The sequence below is a fragment of the Rhizobium sp. GW821-FHT14E12 genome, from assembly GCF_058803745.1.
This window is the reverse complement of the sequence record NZ_JBXAPH010000001.1, coordinates 46,442-64,256: the sequence shown is the minus strand read 5'-3', so window position 1 is coordinate 64,256 and position 17,815 is coordinate 46,442. Positions and strand designations below refer to the sequence as shown.

16 protein-coding genes are annotated in these 17,815 nt (G+C 61.1%); 3 read left to right on the top strand and 13 right to left on the bottom strand.

Annotation, left to right across the window (positions count from 1 at the left end):
* The first annotated feature begins 5 nt into the window (after nucleotides 1-5).
* Nucleotides 6-878: an ATP-binding protein gene (locus AC1RO0_RS00315; protein WP_498591018.1), complete on the top strand. Its 873-nt coding sequence runs from the start codon at nucleotides 6-8 to the stop codon at nucleotides 876-878.
* Between the two features lie 78 nt (nucleotides 879-956).
* Here AC1RO0_RS00315 and AC1RO0_RS00310 read toward each other — a convergent pair whose 3' ends face one another.
* The 13 genes from AC1RO0_RS00310 to AC1RO0_RS00250 all read right to left on the bottom strand — a co-directional run bounded on the left by AC1RO0_RS00310 (nucleotide 957) and on the right by AC1RO0_RS00250 (nucleotide 16,332).
* Nucleotides 957-2,681: a peptidoglycan DD-metalloendopeptidase family protein gene (locus AC1RO0_RS00310; protein ID WP_498591017.1), complete on the bottom strand. Its 1,725-nt coding sequence runs from the start codon at nucleotides 2,679-2,681 to the stop codon at nucleotides 957-959.
* 170 nt (nucleotides 2,682-2,851) lie between these two features.
* Nucleotides 2,852-3,505 (bottom strand): protein-L-isoaspartate(D-aspartate) O-methyltransferase, encoded by a 654-nt coding sequence (locus AC1RO0_RS00305; RefSeq protein WP_498591016.1) that lies wholly within the window; start codon nucleotides 3,503-3,505, stop codon nucleotides 2,852-2,854.
* On the bottom strand, nucleotides 3,502-4,275 hold the full coding sequence (gene surE, locus AC1RO0_RS00300; protein WP_007690962.1) for a 5'/3'-nucleotidase SurE: 774 nt from the start codon (nucleotides 4,273-4,275) through the stop codon (nucleotides 3,502-3,504). The genes AC1RO0_RS00305 and surE overlap by 4 nt, the downstream gene beginning before the upstream one ends.
* Nucleotides 4,276-4,290: 15 nt before the next feature.
* Nucleotides 4,291-5,574, bottom strand: coding sequence for a serine--tRNA ligase (gene serS / locus AC1RO0_RS00295; RefSeq protein WP_498591015.1), 1,284 nt, complete (start codon nucleotides 5,572-5,574; stop codon nucleotides 4,291-4,293).
* Between the two features lie 100 nt (nucleotides 5,575-5,674).
* Complete coding sequence (gene tatC, locus AC1RO0_RS00290) at nucleotides 5,675-6,502, bottom strand: twin-arginine translocase subunit TatC (protein ID WP_498591014.1); 828 nt, start codon at nucleotides 6,500-6,502, stop codon at nucleotides 5,675-5,677.
* Nucleotides 6,499-7,185, bottom strand: a complete 687-nt coding sequence (gene tatB, locus AC1RO0_RS00285; RefSeq protein ID WP_498591013.1) for a Sec-independent protein translocase protein TatB — start codon at nucleotides 7,183-7,185, stop codon at nucleotides 6,499-6,501. Before tatB ends, tatC begins: the two co-directional genes overlap by 4 nt.
* A 55-nt stretch (nucleotides 7,186-7,240) precedes the next feature.
* Nucleotides 7,241-7,450, bottom strand: a complete 210-nt coding sequence (locus tag AC1RO0_RS00280; RefSeq protein ID WP_007690954.1) for a twin-arginine translocase TatA/TatE family subunit — start codon at nucleotides 7,448-7,450, stop codon at nucleotides 7,241-7,243.
* Nucleotides 7,451-7,701: 251 nt separating this feature from the next.
* Nucleotides 7,702-8,391 carry an SMC-Scp complex subunit ScpB gene (gene scpB / locus AC1RO0_RS00275; RefSeq protein ID WP_498591012.1) on the bottom strand — a complete coding sequence of 230 codons (690 nt, stop codon included), beginning with the start codon at nucleotides 8,389-8,391 and terminating at the stop codon, nucleotides 7,702-7,704.
* Between the two features lie 35 nt (nucleotides 8,392-8,426).
* A complete protein-coding gene (locus AC1RO0_RS00270) occupies nucleotides 8,427-9,278 on the bottom strand; it encodes a segregation and condensation protein A (RefSeq protein WP_498591011.1) in 852 nt (283 codons plus the stop codon).
* Between the two features lie 24 nt (nucleotides 9,279-9,302).
* On the bottom strand, nucleotides 9,303-10,316 hold the full coding sequence (gene nagZ / locus AC1RO0_RS00265) for a beta-N-acetylhexosaminidase (protein WP_498591010.1): 1,014 nt from the start codon (nucleotides 10,314-10,316) through the stop codon (nucleotides 9,303-9,305).
* A 131-nt stretch (nucleotides 10,317-10,447) separates the two neighbouring features.
* Complete coding sequence (locus AC1RO0_RS00260) at nucleotides 10,448-13,237, bottom strand: SPOR domain-containing protein (RefSeq protein ID WP_498591009.1); 2,790 nt, start codon at nucleotides 13,235-13,237, stop codon at nucleotides 10,448-10,450.
* A gap of 62 nt (nucleotides 13,238-13,299) precedes the next feature.
* Nucleotides 13,300-15,060, bottom strand: coding sequence for an arginine--tRNA ligase (argS, locus tag AC1RO0_RS00255; RefSeq protein WP_498591008.1), 1,761 nt, complete (start codon nucleotides 15,058-15,060; stop codon nucleotides 13,300-13,302).
* Nucleotides 15,061-15,114: 54 nt separating this feature from the next.
* The gene (locus tag AC1RO0_RS00250; protein ID WP_498592350.1) at nucleotides 15,115-16,332 is read right to left on the bottom strand and encodes a deoxyguanosinetriphosphate triphosphohydrolase; all 1,218 of its coding nucleotides are present in this window, start codon (nucleotides 16,330-16,332) and stop codon (nucleotides 15,115-15,117) included.
* 210 nt (nucleotides 16,333-16,542) lie between these two features.
* Between AC1RO0_RS00250 and erpA the strand changes: the two genes are divergently transcribed.
* Both erpA and xth read left to right on the top strand, forming a co-directional pair.
* The gene (erpA, locus tag AC1RO0_RS00245; RefSeq protein WP_047454555.1) at nucleotides 16,543-16,875 is read left to right on the top strand and encodes an iron-sulfur cluster insertion protein ErpA; all 333 of its coding nucleotides are present in this window, start codon (nucleotides 16,543-16,545) and stop codon (nucleotides 16,873-16,875) included.
* A 125-nt stretch (nucleotides 16,876-17,000) separates the two neighbouring features.
* Nucleotides 17,001-17,792, top strand: coding sequence for an exodeoxyribonuclease III (gene xth / locus AC1RO0_RS00240; RefSeq protein WP_498591007.1), 792 nt, complete (start codon nucleotides 17,001-17,003; stop codon nucleotides 17,790-17,792).
* Nucleotides 17,793-17,815: the final 23 nt, after the last annotated feature.

The following is a 17,815-nucleotide window of genomic DNA, read 5'->3' as shown; positions in this document are numbered from 1 at the left end:
AAACGGTGATCGAAAACCAAAACGCCCTGATCCTTGCGGAAGTTCGCCGCCTCGCCGATGCGCTCGAACGCCTGGCAGGCCCGCCGCCGGCCGTCAACGACTGGAGCGCTGCCGACTGCTTCGTCTGGGCTCCTACCCGGCTACATTTACAACCGGTTTCCCGGCCAAACCGCGTGGCGCTTACCCTCATTCGCGGCGTCGATCATGTCCGCGACATCCTCCATGAGAACACGCTGCGCTTCGCCGAAGGATTCGCCGCCAACAATGTCCTGCTTTGGGGCGCGCGCGGCATGGGCAAGTCCTCGCTCGTCAAGGCCGTGCACGAGGACGTGCGCCGCGCTACCGGCATTTCGCTGAAGCTGATCGAAGTTCATCGCGAGGATATTTCTTCGCTGCCCGTGCTGCTCGATATCCTGAAAACCGCACCGCATCGCATCATCCTCTTCTGCGACGACCTCTCCTTCGACCATGACGATACCGCCTACAAGTCACTCAAGGCGGCGCTCGATGGCGGCGTGGAAGGCCGGCCGGACAATGTGCTGTTCTACGCCACATCCAACCGCCGCCACCTGCTGCCGCGCAACATGATGGAGAACGAACAGTCGACGGCCATCAATCCGTCGGAAGCCGTCGAGGAAAAGGTTTCCCTTTCCGATCGCTTTGGCCTCTGGCTCGGCTTCCACAAATGCAGCCAGGAAGACTATCTGCAGATGATCGATGCCTATGCCGATCACTTCAAGCTCAATCTCGACCGCGCCCAGATGCACCATGAAGCGCTGGAATGGGCGACCACCCGTGGCGCACGTTCCGGGCGCGTGGCCTGGCAATATATTCAGGACCTGGCCGGACGGCAGAGGATCGTGCTCGAGCGGGACTGATCACCTTTTCCAGAGTCCCCAAACGACAAAAAGCCCGGTGGTGACCGGGCTTTTTGCAGACTCCTTGAGACGCACTACCTATTCAAGGAAGGTCATTGGGTTGACCGGGGCGGAATTCTTGCGGACTTCGAAGTGAAGCTGCGGCTGCTTGACGTCGCCGCTCATGCCTGACGTGGCGAGCGTCTGGCCGCGCTGGACCTTCTGGCCGCGGGCAACGCTGAGCGCGTCAGCATGGCCGTAGACGGTGACCGTGCCGTCGTCGTGGCGGACGAGAACCGTGTTGCCGAGTTCTTTCAGGCCGTTGCCGGCATAGATGACGACGCCGTTCTCGGCAGCCTTGATCGGCGTGCCCTCGGGAACCGAGATATCAATACCGTCGTTGCGGCTGCCGTTAACGTTGGAGCCGTAGCCGGCGATGACCGCACCGCGAACCGGCCAGCGATATTTGCCGATACCGGTCGCTTCCGGCGCGTCGGCCGAGACGTCGGATTTGGTCGCGGCGTCGCTGACGGACTGCGTCGGCGCAACACTTGCAACAGCCTGCGGCTTGGCCGAATCCGGTGCGCTGTCGGCAGCGGCCTTGGGCGCTGCCTTTGCTGCCGTTTCAGCGGCGGCAACCTTGGCGTTCGCCTTCGTTACCGGAGCTTCGGCAACTTCCTTCTGTTCGGCGAGCGATTTCGCGGCAGACTTCTGCGGATCAATGGAGGCAGTCCTAATCGGGTCGGCACCGGCATGCGGCAGTTTCAGAGCCTGCCCGACGCGAACGCCCTCACCCGACTTCATGCGGTTTGCCTGCTTCAACTCATCGACACTGACACCGGCGTTGCGGGCAATCCTGGCGAGCGAGTCACCCGGCTTGACCACATAGGTGCCGTCACCCTTCGGCAGCGGACCCTTGCCGTTGCCGGCAGCAAGCTTGTTCGGATCGGCGAGACCGGCCTGCGACTTGCCGCGCAACTGGCCGTTGGATGGCAGCACGGCGGCGTCCTGCTCGGGAGCCTTGGCTGGACCCGGCATCTTGCCGCCCCTGGAAAGATCTGTCGCTTCCGAAGCAACCTTCGCCGGGCTCGAAACTCCTGCGCCATTCATGGTCGGAATGATGATCTGCTGGCCAGGCTGGGCGCCGGCACTGTTTCTCAAGCCGTTGGCGCGCAGGATTTCTTTTGCCGGAACACCGTAACGACGCGACAGGAGATCGATATTTTCGCCCTGCTGCAACGTAACGCTCGGCGCGTTGACCGTCGTCCAGCCGGAAGAAGTCGTCGAAGCGGAAGGCGCCTTCAGCGTACCGGTCGACGCCGTGTCCGAAGCCAAAGCCGGCTCCATACGGGAAGCCGCCTGCCTGCCACGCGATGCCGGCAGAGGTTGAGCGAGCGCCTGATCTTCTGAATTGGACACCCCGCGCGAACGGGCCGGCGCCGCGGAGGCCGTCGGCGCCGCCAGATCGGAACGCTGGATCGCGACCGGCGCGGTCGATACGCGGGCGCTGGAGTAGGAAGGATTGTAGCCGGCCGGAGAATTCGGATAGGTCCGCGCGGCTGGCGCGTTCTGCTGCGAATAGTCCTGCTGTTGATAGCCCCCGCCACCCTGGGCAACATCGGCCCTCGGTACGGCACTACCATCCAGGTTGTTCGACCCACCGCGATTGATGGAACCTGTCGTCGTCCGATCCGGCGAGCCCGCAAAGAGCCCGCCGAAGCGCGTCGTGTCTGAACTGCAAGCTGTCGCTGTGCTCGCCAGGAGAACTGCCACAAGGACTTTCCCTGCCGATTTACCGAAGTTTGACGAAAGACTGAAACCCATGACTCGACCCACTTGAGACGCAACTGTTTATGGGTCGATTAAAGCGCGTTAATCTTACCATGCGGTTAAAGCACTGGCACCACATGTGTTTTTTTGAGGAATTGCTAACCATAGAAAATGAATCCGCCGCGCATGCGGAATGCGCCGGGCAATTCGATCCAAATTTGGTCTTAAAGATAGGAGGCGAGCATCGGCACGATCGGCTGATAGGGAACGTCGAAGAGTTCCTCGCGCTCGAAGCGGCTGCCGGTCTTGGTAAGGCGCACCATGCGGCAAACATCGTCCGACAGCATCAGCGGCGCGATCATCGATCCGCCGGACACCAATTGATCGGCATAGAAACGCGGCATGGTCGTGAAGGCCGATGTCACCACGATGCGGTCGAAGGTGCCCTCGCCCGGCAGACCGACGCTGCCGTCCGCCTGACGGATGATGACGTTGCGCAGGCCGAGCGTGTCCATGCGCTGCTGCGCGGCCGTCGTCAGGGTCTTGTAGCGGTCGACCGTCAGCACCCGCTCGACAATGCGCGCCATGACGGCGGCGGTGAAGCCGCTGCCGGTCCCGATTTCGAGAACACGGTGGCCCGGCTTGATCTTCAGACTGTGCAGAATGCGGACCACGAGATCGATGCCTTCCATGAAGGCCCCGCATTCGATCGGGATCGTGCGACTGGAATAGGCGTCATCGGTGAATTGCAGCGGCACGAACGGCAAGCGCGGCGTCTGCTCGACAGCCGTCATCAGATCGATATCCAGTATGCCTTCGGCCCGCAGACGCAGCACAACGGCTGCGAAGCCTTCCTTCTCGACCAAACGAGGTGTCAATCCGCTACTCCATGCCCGAGCGCCCGCGCCACGCGGTCTTGCACCGAATAATCCGTCAAATCGAGTTTCAAAGGAGTTACCGAAATACGATTTTGTTTCAGTGCGTGGATATCGGTGCCGGGGCGAAAGATGCCGCTGCGCTCGCCGAAGCGCAGCCAGTAATAGGGAAAGCCGCGGCCGTCGGCGCGCTCGTCAACCTGCAGATTAAAGGCGAGATTGCCCTGTGCCGTCACTTCGGTGCCGGAGACTTCGTCCGGCCGGCAGTTAGGGAAATTCAGGTTGAGGAACGTGCCATCCGGCAGGTCGATATCGATAAGCTTGCCGAGCAGCGCCGGCGCGTGTGCCTCGACCACCTCCCAGGGAACAACGCGCGTGCCGTTCTCATGCACATAAGCCTGGCTCAACGCAAAGGAGCGCACGCCTTGCAGCGTACCCTCGATCGCACCGGCAATCGTTCCGGAATAGGTGACGTCGTCGGCAACGTTGGAACCGGAATTGACGCCTGACAGGATCAGGTCCGGCTTGATGTCCATGACCTGGCGGATGCCCATGATGACGCAATCCGTCGGCGTGCCGCGCAGTGCATAATGCTTGTCGGAGACCTTGCGCAGGCGCAGCGGCTCGGAAAGGCTCAGCGAATGGGCAAGCCCGCTCTGATCCGTCTCCGGCGCAACAATCCAGACATCGTCCGACATGGTGCGGGCGATACGCTCCAACGCTGCCAGCCCTTCGGCATGAATGCCGTCGTCATTGGTCAGAAGTATCCGCATCGCCCCACCAGTAAATTATGCTGCTTTTTCGATCCTCTTCAGACCACCCATATATGGCAGCAGTGCGTCAGGCACAGTGACCGAGCCGTCGTCGTTCAGATAATTCTCGAGAACGGCGATCAGGCAGCGGCCGACCGCGGTGCCGGAACCATTGAGCGTGTGCACGAATTTCGTGCCCTTGTCGTCCTTGCCGCGGTAGCGCGCATTCATGCGCCGGGCCTGGAAATCGCCGCAGACCGAGCAGGAAGAGATTTCACGATAGGTATCCTGCCCCGGCAGCCAGACTTCGAGGTCGTAGGTCTTGCGGGCACCGAAGCCCATGTCACCGGTCGAGAGTGTCATGACACGATAATGCAGGCCGAGACGCTTCAATACTTCCTCGGCGCAGGCGGTCATGCGCTCATGCTCGGCAATCGAGCTTTCGGCATCGGTGATCGACACGAGCTCGCATTTCCAGAACTGGTGCTGGCGCAGCATGCCGCGCGTATCGCGACCGGCAGAACCCGCTTCCGAGCGGAAAGACGGCGTCAGCGCGGTGAAACGCAGCGGCAGCTTCTCCTGGTCGAGGATGTCGCCGGAAACGAGATTGGTCAGCGTTACCTCAGCGGTCGGGATCAGCCAGCGGCCATCCGTGATCCTGAACGAATCCTCGGCGAATTTCGGCAATTGGCCGGTGCCGAACATCGCCTCGTCACGCACCATCAGCGGCGCACTGACTTCGGTGTAACCATGCTCGCTGGTATGCAGATCGAGCATGAACTGGCCGAGCGCCCGTTCCAGGCGCGCGAGTTGCGAGGTCAACACGGTAAAGCGCGAACCGGAGAGCTTGGCAGCTCGTTCGAAATCCATGTAGCCGAGCTCTTCGCCGATTTCGTAATGCTCTTTCGGCTTGTGGTTCCAGGTCGGCTTGGCGCCCCAGGAATGCTTGACGACATTGTCGTGCTCGTCCTTGCCGACCGGCACATCATCAAGCGGAATATTGGGAATGCGCGACAGGGCGTCGTTGAGCTCGGCCGTCAGCACGCGCTCTTCCTCTTCCGCGGCCGGAAGCGAGGTCTTGATGTCGGCGACTTCGGCTTTCAGTTTTTCGGCAAGCTCGGTGTTCTTCTGGCCCATGGCCGCGCCAATCTCCTTCGAGGCGGCGTTGCGGCGGGACTGCATATCCTGAACGGACTGGATGATGGAGCGGCGCTTCTCGTCGAGCGCGATGAGGCCTTGCGACAAAGGCTCGGCACCGCGCTTGGCAAGCGCTGCATCCAAAACCTCGGCATTCTCACGAATCCATTTGATATCAAGCATCGTCGTTCCAGGTCGTTAGACATGACTACAGCTCCGACCGAGACTTCGGTCGGAGATCGAATTGGCAAACCCTTATGGAAGGACGTTTCCGATCCGCCGCTCAGACACTATCCGTCTTGGCAACATCGGAATTCTCGTCATTCTCCTCAGCCGTCTGCCGGGCACGCTGGCGTTCCACGAGTCGCGCCGCGTAGATGGAAATCTCGTAGAGAATGATCGTCGGCACTGCAAGGCCGATCTGGGACATCGGATCCGGCGGCGTCAGCACGGCGGCAACGATGAAGGCGAAGACGATCGCGAATTTGCGTTTTTCCGCCAGCCAGGTCGATGTCAGCAGACCGACGCGCGCAAGCAGCGTGGTGATGACCGGCAATTGGAAAACGAGGCCGAAGGAGAAGACCAGCGTCATGATCAGGCTCAGATATTCCGAGACCTTCGGCAAGAGCGCGATGCCGATCTGACCGTCGGCCGGCACCTGCTGCATCTTCAGGAAGAACCACATGACCATGGGAGCAAAGAAGAAGTAAACCAGTGCCGCGCCCATGATAAACAAGATCGGCGATGCTATCAGGAACGGCAGGAAGGCGCCACGCTCGTTCTTGTAGAGGCCGGGCGCCACGAACTTGTAGATCTGCGCGGCGATGACCGGGAAAGCGATGACCAAGGCGCCGAACATGGCAACCTTCACCTGCGTGAAGAAGAATTCCTGCGGCGCAGTGTAGATCAACTCGGCCTTGGTGACATCAAGGTGAGCCCAGACGACGGCCCATTTATAGGGATAGACCAGATAGTTGAAGAGATGCTTGGCAACGGCGAAGCAGGCGATGAAGGCGATGAAAAACGTCACCAGCGACCAGATCAGCCGCGTGCGCAATTCCATGAGGTGTTCGATAAGCGGCTGTGGCTTATCGTCAATGTCGCCCGTCATGCCTTGTCCTTCTTTTTAGGCGTTGCTTTGGCGACCGGTGTGGTCTTGGCGGCCGCTACACGCTTCTTTGGAGTCGCGACAACGGGAGCCTCAGGGGCAGCCACAGCGACCTTGCGCGGCGCACGCTTCGGCTTTTCCGCGACGATCGGCGTATCGACCACCACGGCAGCGACCTCTTCCGTCTTGGCGGGCACCTTTGCACGCGGCTTGCGCACAGCCTTCGGCTTTGTAGGCGTTTCCGGCGCGGCGGCAACAGGTGCAGGCGCGACCACTGTAGGCGCTCCGCCAATCGCGGGGGCGACGGACGGCGTTTCCGGCAATCCCATTGATGGTTCGGAAACCGGTTCAGCCGGGGTCGAGGTTGCTGCAGGCTTGTCCGACGTCGTCGAACGCTGCAGATCCGCCTTGATATCGTTGCCCATCTGCCGCAACGGGTTCATTGCTTCCCGCAATGAATTGACCGGGTTGAGCTTCTGGGCATCCGAGATCGTCTGGCGCACATCGTCCAGCTCGGCTTCACGCATGGCCTCGTCGAACTGCGAGCGAAACTCACCCGCCATTTTCCGAGCCCGCGCCGTCATCTTGCCAATCGTTCGTAGCGTCGCCGGCAATTCCTTCGGGCCAATGACCACAAGCGCCACCACGGCGATAATCAGCAGCTCGGACCAGCCTATATCGAACATAAAAAGGCTCCTGGGCCGACAGCGAGCATTTCAGCCCCTGACGTGCCCGACATGATTACTTCGACTCGTCGGCCTTGTGTTCGACGGTACGGGACGTTGTCGACTGTGCCGGCGGCGGCGTCTCCTCGTCGTCGTTCATGCCTTTTTTGAAGCTCTTGATGCCCTTGGCGACGTCACCCATCAGCTCCGGGATCTTTCCACGGCCGAACAACAACAGCGCGATGGCCAGGACGATCAGCCAGTGCCAAATGCTTAGAGAACCCATTGCGATAACTCCGATTTCAGTGTCTTCCCGATGTAAGACGTTTGTGAATGTTTTTCAAACACCAAAATGTACTGCATCGACGCTTATCGGGATAGCGAGCAACAATGCAATAGCCAAACGTCTCCAAGTCAGGAGAATGAGCTCCATATTCGCATCAGCTAATGGCGAAACAGAGGCCTGTGCATTGTTTTGAAAAAAGCTTTATGGGCCACCAAGCGGCCCAAAGCGTGTCGAGAGTGCCGATTTTGAGCTCAATCGTCCGAAGCGCCACCCGGCGCCAGGAGACCAAGCTCCTCGAGATCCATCTGCGTGATCGGATCCTCGTCCTCCGTCAATTCATCGCTCATCAGCGGTGACGGCACGTTGAAATTAGCGGGGATACGGCCGGAAAGCAGCCCTGCCCCCTTCAGCTCCTCGAGACCGGGCAAGTCGCGCAACTCCTCCAGACCGAAATGATCGAGGAAATCCCTTGTAGTGCCCAGTGTCACCGGCCGGCCAGGCGTGCGCCTACGGCCGCGAAAACGAACCCAGCCGGACTCCATCAATACGTCGAGCGTCCCCTTAGAGGTCTGCACGCCCCTGATGTCCTCGATCTCGGCGCGGGTCACCGGCTGGTGATAGGCGATGATCGCCAAGACTTCGAGCGCCGCCCGCGACAGTTTCCGCGCCTCGTTGTCATCGCGGCGGATAACGAAGGAAAGATCGGCGGCCGTACGAAAGGCCCAGGCGCCGTCGACCTGGATCAGATTGACGCCGCGCATCGCGTAATCTGCCTTCAGCCGCTGCATAATGGAATTGATATCGACGCCCTGCGCGACGCGCTCGGCAATAAAGCTCTCGGATACCGGCTGGGCGGAGGCAAAGACCAACGCTTCGGCAATGCGTTCCGCTTCACGCAGAGCGCGCTCGTCGATCGCCGGTACCGTGGCATCATCATCCATATGCTGATCGTTATCAGGACCGCTCACACCCGCACCTATTCCGCAGCCTCAAGCTCATCGACATCATGCTTCGGCCCGCGCCGCATGTAGAGCGGTTGGAACGCGCCCTCCTGGCGAATTTCCAGCTTGCCTTCCCGCGCGAGCTCCAGCGAGGCCGCAAAGGCGCTGGCGATGGCGGTGACGCGCTCGCTGGGACTGGTCATATAGCGCAGCAGATAGTGTTCCAGGGCCGTCCAGTCGGTGATCTCGCCGATCATCCGGTTGAGGATCGTACGGGCATCGCCCAAGGACCAGACCTGGCGTCGCTCAATCGTCACCTGCGTGACCGCCTGACGTTGGCGCAGACCGGCATAGGCGGTCAGAAGATCGTAGAGGCTGGCGTCATAGGCGGACCGCCGCCGGTCCGGAATATGCTCCGGCGCGCCGCGCACGAAGATGTCGCGGCCGAGACGATTGCGGTTGACGAGACCCGTCGCCGCATCGCGCATGGCTTCAAGGCGCTTCAGGCGGAAGGCGAGCGTCGCCGCCATTTCCTCGCCGCTCGGGCCGTCTTCCTTGCTCTGCTGCGGAATGAGCAGCTTCGACTTGAGGTAGGCAAGCCAAGCGGCCATAACGAGATAATCGGCCGCAAGCTCGATGCGGATTCGCCGGGCGGTATCGATGAACAACAGATATTGCTCAACCAGCGCCAGCACGGAGATGCGCGACAGATCGACCTTCTGGGTGCGGGCAAGATGCAGCAACAGGTCAAGCGGACCTTCGAAGCCGGCGATATCGACAAGCATGGTGGGCTCGTGCATGCCGCGCTCGCCATTGCTGTCCTGCCACAGCTTGTCCATCGGCGCTGCCGCCTGTTGGCTCTTTTCCGTGCCGCTCACCTTGTTCACCCGTCAGATCCCCGGAGTTCGGTCTTAAGCCACCGCAAACATCGCATCGAATTCAGCGCGAATCGACGCTTCATCCACACCGTCATTATAGCCGAAAGCCGCTTCCACCGCCTTGGCCCGCTCAAGCGCGCCGCCGCTGAGCACCGGCACGTTGCGCACCACCTGCTGCATCTCGTCCATAATACCGTTGCAATGCAGCACGATATCGCATCCGCCGGCAACAATATTCGCAGCCCGCTCGCCGATCGTGCCGGCCAGCGCATTCATCGAGCTATCGTCGGAGAGAAGCAAGCCCTTGAAGCCGATATGGCCGCGGATGATCTCCTCGATGACCTTGCGCGAGGTCGTCGCCGGATTGGCGGGATCGATATCGGTAAAGACGACGTGGCAGGTCATCGCCATCAGTTCGTCCTTGAGCGCGACGAAAGGTGGAAAATCATGCGCTTCCAGCTCGGCGCGGGACACCGTGACGACCGGCAATTCATGATGCGAATCGGCAAAGCCGCGGCCGTGGCCAGGCATGTGCTTCATCACCGGCAGGACACCGCCGGCCTTAAGCCCCTCCGAGGCGGCGCGGCCCATCTCGGTCACCGTCACCGGATCGCCGCCATAGGCGCGGTTACCGATAACATTGCTCGATCCTTCGACCGGCACGTCGAGCACCGGCAGGCAATCGGCATTGATGCCGAACTTCAGAAGGTCGAAGGCATGGAGCCGCGACATCAGCCAAGCGGCGCGCAGACCCTGCTCACGGTTCTGGCGATAGATATCGCCTAGCGCCTGGCCGGAAGGGTAATGCGGCAGGATCGGCGGACGAATGCGCTGCACCCTGCCCCCCTCCTGGTCGATGAAAACAGGCGCATCGCGACCGACGCTATCGCGCAGGGACGCGACGAGATCGGCGATCTGCGCCGGCTCGGAAATGTTGCGTCCGAAAAGGATGAAGCCCCATGGCTGTTCCGCCTGATAGAAGGAACGCTCTTCGGGTGTGATGGAATGGCCGCTACAGCCGAGGATCATGGATTTTGATTCGGTCATGTCCGAATCATAGCGGCCGCTTCGTGAAATGCGAAGCACGTCAAGGCGAGATACATAAAAAGAAGCTGGTTCAAAGGACAACGGCGGGCTCTCGCCCGCCGTTTTCAGCTGATGCCCGGTGCTCTGATCTCTTATTTCGAGATCAGGCAGGTGCCGCCCGCGGCACGTAGGCGTACGCAGAGGTCGGCGGCATCGTCCTTGGAGCCGGCGACGACACGGACGCGATAATAGGTGCCCTTGCCGGCGATATCGGCCTTGCGGATTTCAAGCTGGTGACCACCGATGACACTGGCGAACTTGGTCTTCAGGTTCGCCTGCGACCGCTGCGCTTCCGCCTCGGAAGGCAGCGAGGCGATCTGCACTCCATAGGCGCCGCCGGCACTTGCCGACGCGACCGGAGCTGCCTGCGTTGCGGCCGGGCTTACCGAAGCAACCTGCTGCGGCTTCGGCTGGGCCTGTGCCGTATGGGCAGCGACGTTCTGGGTAGCCGCAGCCACCGTCTTGGCCGGCTGCTGTGCCGGACGCGCGGTCGGAAGCGGAGTGGTCTTGACGACGCGGATCGGCGTGCTCTCGGCGCTGGCAGCATCATTGGCATCAGCCGGCTGCGATGCCTGCGTATCCGTGCTGGCCGGACGAAGGTCGGCAGAGGCTACCTGACTGTCGGTGGCCGGCTTGGCCGCTGCGGTCTTCGGCGCCAAAGCCGGAGCTGCTGCCGTCGTGGTCTTGTCGACGGCCGGCTCTTCGCGAGCAACCAGCGAACCGTCAGGCTTGACGATCATCGTGCGAACCTTGCGCGGCGAGACCGACGGAACCTGCCCGTCATCGTTGGCGGCCATGTCGGCATTATCGCCGCTCTGGCTCGGCAACAGCCGCGGATCCTGAGTTTCACCAACCGGCGTCGGCGTGACCTGATCGGCACTGCCGTCATCGGGCGAAACAGCTTCAGGGATCAACGTCTTCTGGACGACATCCACCGGCTGCTCGTTGGAGGACACAAGCTGCTTCTGCTTCGGCGCGGCGGCGCCATCACCGGCGACGCGGTCGTAGACGGCCTTGTCCTGATTCGGGACAACCGTTCCGCCCGGATTTTCCGGAGCGACCTTGATCGGTTCGGCATCGGCCGTAATCACACGCGGCTCACCGGAGAAGCTCGAAATCGGCGAGCCGTGACGGACCCAACCATAAACACCATAGGCGCCGAGGCCGAGAACCGCGATGAGCGCGGCAGCGGTTGCAATGCCACGGAACGAACGGGCCGGACGCCGGATGGCCTGCACGGCCGGGTTCAGCGTCATGCGGGCGACATTCTCGACCGGAGTGGATGCTTCGCGGTAGCTGCGGCGGAAGTCCTCTTCCAGAGCCCGCTCGAACTCGTCGAACTCCTCGACAGGCTGCTTGGCGGCTGCGGCAACAGGCTGTGCCGTCGCATTCTTCGACCAGGAGGCAGCAGCCATTGCACCGCCGAGAGCGGCAGCAGCCGGCTTGATCGGCTCAGGAGCAGCTTCCTTGGCGGGCGTGCCGAACAGGCTCGCCATCTCGGCATCGATATCGAAATCATATTCCGAGGGAACCGCGATCGGCGCTTCCGGCTCGACAGGCGGCAGGTTCGGAACATGCGAGCCCTCGAAGGTCTCGACACGGTCTTCCGTATCGGAGATTTCCGACGGGTCGAAAGGCAAAGCCTGATCGATATCGAGCGTCGGCACTGCCTTTGCGACGACCGGCGCGGCGGCAACGACGGGCGGCTGAACCGGTTCCGGCCGCTGGGCTTCCGCAACGAATGGCGTGGCAACGGCAACCACGGGAGCCGGCACGACAGGCGTGGCTCTCGAAACGATCGGCGCAGGCTGCGGCGCAACGGCCGGTGCGGGCGTCGGCGGCGTCACGGGAGCAGACTTGTTCGCTTCCGCAAAATCGAGTTCGGCAAGTTCCATCTCGATATCAGCGAGATCGAATTCGAAGTCCTCGCCGGCGAAGGGGTCTTCATCCTCCAGCACGATCGGCTTCGGCTCTTCGCGCTGCGGGGCGACGGAGGCCACAGGAGCGACAAAAGCTTCTACGGCAGAAACTGCCGGTGTTGTGGGCTGCGAGGCGAAAATATCGAAGTCCGGCTCGACCCTTGCCGCCGGCTCACTGCCTCTGGCGGGAACGGGATAGCGGTTGACATCAGCCAGCAGGTCGTCGATCTCGGCGGAAAGAGCCGCCGCATCAAAGCTTGCCGGCTTGACCGGTTCCGGCGCCTTGACGACCGGCTGAGCAGCGATGGGCTCGACGCTCCGGGCATCCCCCATCGTCGGCAATTCAAAATCGAGCGCCTCGATGATGGGCTGCGCTTGAGCGACCGGGGCAACAACGGGAGCCGGGACGACGGGCGTTGCCTGCGTGGAAGGAGGCGCCACGGTGAAATTGGCAATCGGCAAACGCACGGTGGCCGCGGCGTGCTGCGGCGTCGGCTTGACGACCGGCGGAGCAACAGGTTGCGGGACCGGGGCCGGCTGTGGAGCCGGGGCGGCCTGCAATGCGGGCGCAATCGACATTTCGAGTTCGTCGATCAGATCGCGTGCACCGACGGTCGGCTTGATCGCCGGCGCGGGCTGCTGCTGCAATTCGGCAGGCTGAGGTTCGGCGATTGCCGGCTCGGCGGGACGCGACAGTTCAGCTTCACCAGCGAAGGGCTGATCTTCCGGCAAGACCGGAATGTCATTCGCTGGACTCAAACGTGGCGCATCATAGCGCTCGAATTCCCGCAGGAGCTCGTCTTCGAGATCGAAGGCCGGCTCTTGCCGTTGAGCCGCAGGTGCCGCCTGGGCGGCAGGCCGCGGCTCGAAACCGACGATGCGGGCGAGTTCGGCAAGCGGATCATCATCCGCAAAGAACCCGTCGTTTCCGCTTGCGCGATACGCCAACTGTTTTTCTGCCATCACCCAATCCACTCGCAAACGCTACAGTTAAATGCCAGTGCAATGTGGGCAAACGGTGACGTTTATCGCATTTCATCCGGTGCGGCGGTCCCGGTTATACCAAGACCCGACTTCAAAACCGACGCGACAGCGTGCACCAGCCCAAGTCTGGCAATGCTCAATTCTCGGTTCTTATCGTTAACAAATCGTAATTCAGGTAAATCTTTACCTTTGTTCCAATGTCCGTGGAACGAACTTGCCAGATCGTAAAGATAAAAGGCGATGCGATGAGGCTCCTGAGCCTGTGCCGCAGCTTCAATGATTCGCGGGAATTCCGCAATCTTCGCGACGAGCTGCAACTCGGCCGGATCGGAGATCACGCCGCCCACCGCCTTCGCCAGATCAAGCGAGGCGATGTCGAGATCCGGGAAGGCTTCCTGGGCCTGCCGGAAGATCGACATGCAGCGCGCATGTGCATATTGCACATAGAAGACCGGATTGTCCTTGGACTGCTCTGTCACCTTGGCAAAATCGAAATCCAGCGGCTCGGAGCTCTTGCGATAGAGCATCATGAACCGCACGGAATCGCGGCCGACCTCATCGACCACTTCGCGCAGCGTGACGAAATCGCCGGAACGCTTCGACATCTTCACCGGTTCACCATTGCGGAACAGCTTGACCAGCTGGCACAGCAGCACCGTGAGCTTCGCCTTGCCTTCCGAGACGCCGCGCGCAACGGCTTCCAGGCGCTTGACGTAGCCGCCATGGTCCGCACCGAGAATATAGATCATCTCGTTGAAGCCCCGGTCGAACTTGTTCTTGAAGTAGGCGACGTCAGCGGCGAAGTAGGTATAGGAGCCGTCCGACTTGATCAGCGGGCGGTCGATATCATCACCCACTTCCGTCGAACGGAAGAGCGTCTGCTCGCGATCCTCCCAATCCTCCGGCAACTGCCCCTTCGGCGGCGGCAGAGCGCCCTTGTAGACATAGCCCTTGAAGGTCAGGTCGTTGATGGCGGTGCGGATCAGCGCGGCGCCGTTGGCGTGCAGGGTCCGCTCCGAGAAGAAGACGTCGTGATGGACGTTCAGCGCCTCCAGATCGGCGCGGATCATGACCATCATCGCGTCGATGGCACGTTCCTTGATGATCGGCAGCCAATGTTCCTCCGGCATGCCGCGAAGCTTGGTGCCAAATTCCTTGGCCAGCGCCTCGCCGACCGGAACCAGATAGTCGCCAGGATAGAGACCAGCCGGGATATCACCAACCTGTTCGCCAAGCGCCTCGCGGTAGCGGATGAAGACGGACCGCGCCAGCACGTCGATCTGCGAGCCAGCGTCGTTGATGTAATATTCCTTGGTAACCTCATAGCCGGCAAAGCCGAGCAGGTTCGCCAGCGCGTCGCCGACGACGGCGCCACGGCAATGGCCGACATGCATCGGCCCCGTCGGATTGGCGGAGACATATTCGACATTGACCTTCTGGCCAGCGCCGACCGTCGAGCGGCCGAATTTCTCGCCTTCGGCGATCATCGTCGCCAGCAGACGCTGCCAATAACCGACAGACAGGCGAATATTGATGAAGCCCGGACCGGCCGCCGAAACCTCGGCAACATCGGTATCTTCCTGCAATTTCGCAATGATGATCTCGGCAAGAGCGCGCGGGTTCATGCCCAGCGGCTTCGACAGTACCATGGCCGCATTGGTGGCGACATCGCCGTGGCTGGCGTCTCGCGGCGGCTCGACGCCGATGCGGCCGAAGTCGAGTTCGGATCGCTTTTCCCTCACAATATCAATTTGCTCGAGAGCGTTCTTAATTCTTACTTCGAAGTCGGTGAAAAGGTTCATCATAGTGTCCACGCATAGCTTGGGCGGGCTCTTTCGGCCCGACGCCGCCGCTGCCTACCGCAAATCGGGAGTCTGGTCAAACAGACGCCTGTGGGCGCTGATGGCATAGGTATCGGTCATGCCGGCCAGATAGTCCCCCACATGACGCGCCTTGGCGGTGACGGCAAGGCCTGCGATATGGTCAACCCAATAATGGCTCTGCATCTCCTTGGGATTGTCCATATAGGCCCGGAACAGATCCGTGACGATCTGCGCGGCGCCGGTGCGGATACGCATGATATCCGGATGGCGGTAGATGCGCTTGAACAGCATCTGCTTGATCCGTTTGTCCGTTTCCGCCATCTCGGGAGAGAAAGTGGCGATGACGCGGCCGGCAGCGCGGATGTCGGCAACGCTGCCCGGCCTGACCTCGCTTAGCGCCTGCTGCGCAACGGAGATCACGTCCTCCACCATGCGTGTGATCTGCCGGCGCATGATTTCATGCGTGAAGCGGCTTGCCTCCAAATTCGGATAACGCGCCCTCACCTCGGCCATCAGCTCGGAGAGAAATGGTATTTCCTCCAGCATGTCGAAGGTCAGATAGCCCGAGCGTAGGCCGTCATCGATATCATGGGTGTTGTAGGCGATGTCGTCGGCGATCGCCGCGACCTGCGCCTCCAGGCTGGCATAGGTGGCGATCTCAAGATCATGGATTTCGCAATAGTCGAGAATCGGCTGCGGCACGGGGCCGCGCGTATCCTTGCCATCCGGCGTCAGCAGCGGGCCATTGTGCTTGACCAGACCCTCCAGCGTTTCCCAGGTGAGGTTCAGGCCATCGAATTCGGCATAGCGCCGCTCGAGTTTCGTGACGATACGCAAGGATTGCGCATTGTGATCGAAGCCGCCATAGGGCTGCAACATCTCGTGCAGCGCATCCTCGCCGGTATGGCCGAATGGGGTGTGGCCGAAGTCGTGAACGAGCGCCACACCCTCGGCAAGATCTTCGTCGAGCTTCAAGGCGCGCGCCAGGGCGCGGGCGACCTGCGCCACTTCGATCGTATGTGTCAGACGTGTGCGGTAATGATCACCGTCCTGCGCGATGAAAACCTGCGTCTTATGCTTCAGCCGCCGGAAAGCGGTCGTATGCACGATGCGGTCGCGGTCGCGCTGGAAATCGGAGCGCGTCGGGCTCGACCCTTCTTCGTAAAGCCGCCCGCGCGAAGTCCAGGGGTCGGTCGCATAGACCGCCTTTTCGCCATAACCGAAACCCAATGCATGCCTGTCGATCGTCATCATCCATCCATTCAGGCGCCAGCCCATTGACGCCGCCTCGCGGCCTTCATACCTATATCGAATACAAACAGCAAAATGGCACATGGCTCAACCATGAAACCATAGCTGTCACCCGCCGCGCTTTCATGATAAAGGCTATTGATATCAGCCGTTTGAAAGTCGGACGGCCCATTGGTTCTCTCCGGATCTTGACCCCGGCAGGAGGAAAGCATGACTGAGACGAGTGTAACCCTATCGGACGCAGCGGCAAAGCGAATCGCCGCGATCGTTAGCGCCGAAGCCGGCAAGCGAGCGCTTCGCGTTGCGGTCGAAGGCGGTGGATGTTCGGGCTTCTCTTATAAGTTCGATCTGGCCGACGGCCCGCAAGACGATGATATCATTGTCGAAAAAGGCAATGCCACCGTTCTGATCGATCAATTGTCGCTGGTCTATATGGCCGGGTCCGAGATCGATTTCGTCGACAATCTGCTCGGCCAGTCCTTTCAGATAAAGAATCCGAATGCGGTCGCAAGCTGCGGATGCGGAACAAGTTTTTCGATCTGACGCTCCCGTTTTTCCACAGATTGATCACCGGCCGGAAGCCCTCGCTCCCGGCCGGTTTTCATTTGGGCGTGGTCAAGGCCGATTGCTGCGGATAAAAGAAGGCGAAGCAGAGGAGCCGCCCCGTCATGAAGATCGCCACCTGGAATATCAACGGCGTCAAAGCGCGTATTGAAAACCTCTGCCAGTGGCTGAAGGACTCCGATCCGGATATCGCCTGCCTGCAAGAAATCAAGACGGTGGACGAAGGCTTTCCGCGCCTGGAGATCGAGGCACTCGGCTATCATGTCGAGACGCACGGGCAGAAGGGTTTCAACGGCGTGGCGATCCTTTCCAAGATGAAGCCCGACGAAGTGACGCGCGGCCTTCCCGGCGACGACAGCGACGAACAGGCGCGCTTCATCGAAGCGGTGTTCTCCGTGCCGGACCATGGCGCATTGCGCGTCTGCTGCCTCTATTTGCCGAACGGCAATCCCGTCGACACCGAAAAATATCCCTACAAGCTCGCCTGGATGGAACGCCTGCGGAAATTCGCGGCCGATAGGCTCGCCCTGGAAGAGCCTATCATTCTTGCCGGCGACTACAATGTCATCCCGGAGCCCCATGACTGCTTCGATCCGAAGGTCTGGGAGAATGACGCGCTGTTCCTGCCGCAGACCCGCCAGGCCTTCCGCCGGCTCGAAAATCTCGGCTTCACCGATGCGGTGCGCGCCACGACGGATGCGGTCAAATTATATTCGTTCTGGGATTATCAGGCCGGCGCCTGGCCGAAGAACAACGGCATCCGCATCGACCATTTGATGCTGTCGCCCGAAGCGGCCGATCGGCTGACCTCCACGGCCATCGAGAAACATGTGCGTGCCTGGGAAAAGCCGTCGGACCACGTTCCGGTGATCGCGCATCTCGATTTTCAGAATTAGCGCAGGGCCAACATCGCGCTCTG

What these genes read in the sequence shown, in the direction of transcription:
- erpA (WP_047454555.1), top strand. Translation starts at nt 16,543, where the DNA reads ATGACTGAGACGAGTGTAACCCTATCGGACGCAGCGGCAAAGCGAATC.
- xth (WP_498591007.1), top strand. Translation starts at nt 17,001, where the DNA reads ATGAAGATCGCCACCTGGAATATCAACGGCGTCAAAGCGCGTATTGAA.
- AC1RO0_RS00280 (WP_007690954.1), bottom strand. Translation starts at nt 7,450, where the DNA reads ATGGGTTCTCTAAGCATTTGGCACTGGCTGATCGTCCTGGCCATCGCG.
- nagZ (WP_498591010.1), bottom strand. Translation starts at nt 10,316, where the DNA reads ATGACCGAATCAAAATCCATGATCCTCGGCTGTAGCGGCCATTCCATC.
- tatC (WP_498591014.1), bottom strand. Translation starts at nt 6,502, where the DNA reads ATGACGGGCGACATTGACGATAAGCCACAGCCGCTTATCGAACACCTC.
- AC1RO0_RS00310 (WP_498591017.1), bottom strand. Translation starts at nt 2,681, where the DNA reads ATGGGTTTCAGTCTTTCGTCAAACTTCGGTAAATCGGCAGGGAAAGTC.
- serS (WP_498591015.1), bottom strand. Translation starts at nt 5,574, where the DNA reads ATGCTTGATATCAAATGGATTCGTGAGAATGCCGAGGTTTTGGATGCA.
- argS (WP_498591008.1), bottom strand. Translation starts at nt 15,060, where the DNA reads ATGAACCTTTTCACCGACTTCGAAGTAAGAATTAAGAACGCTCTCGAG.
- AC1RO0_RS00250 (WP_498592350.1), bottom strand. Translation starts at nt 16,332, where the DNA reads ATGACGATCGACAGGCATGCATTGGGTTTCGGTTATGGCGAAAAGGCG.
- tatB (WP_498591013.1), bottom strand. Translation starts at nt 7,185, where the DNA reads ATGTTCGATATAGGCTGGTCCGAGCTGCTGATTATCGCCGTGGTGGCG.
- AC1RO0_RS00260 (WP_498591009.1), bottom strand. Translation starts at nt 13,237, where the DNA reads ATGGCAGAAAAACAGTTGGCGTATCGCGCAAGCGGAAACGACGGGTTC.
- surE (WP_007690962.1), bottom strand. Translation starts at nt 4,275, where the DNA reads ATGCGGATACTTCTGACCAATGACGACGGCATTCATGCCGAAGGGCTG.
- scpB (WP_498591012.1), bottom strand. Translation starts at nt 8,391, where the DNA reads ATGGATGATGATGCCACGGTACCGGCGATCGACGAGCGCGCTCTGCGT.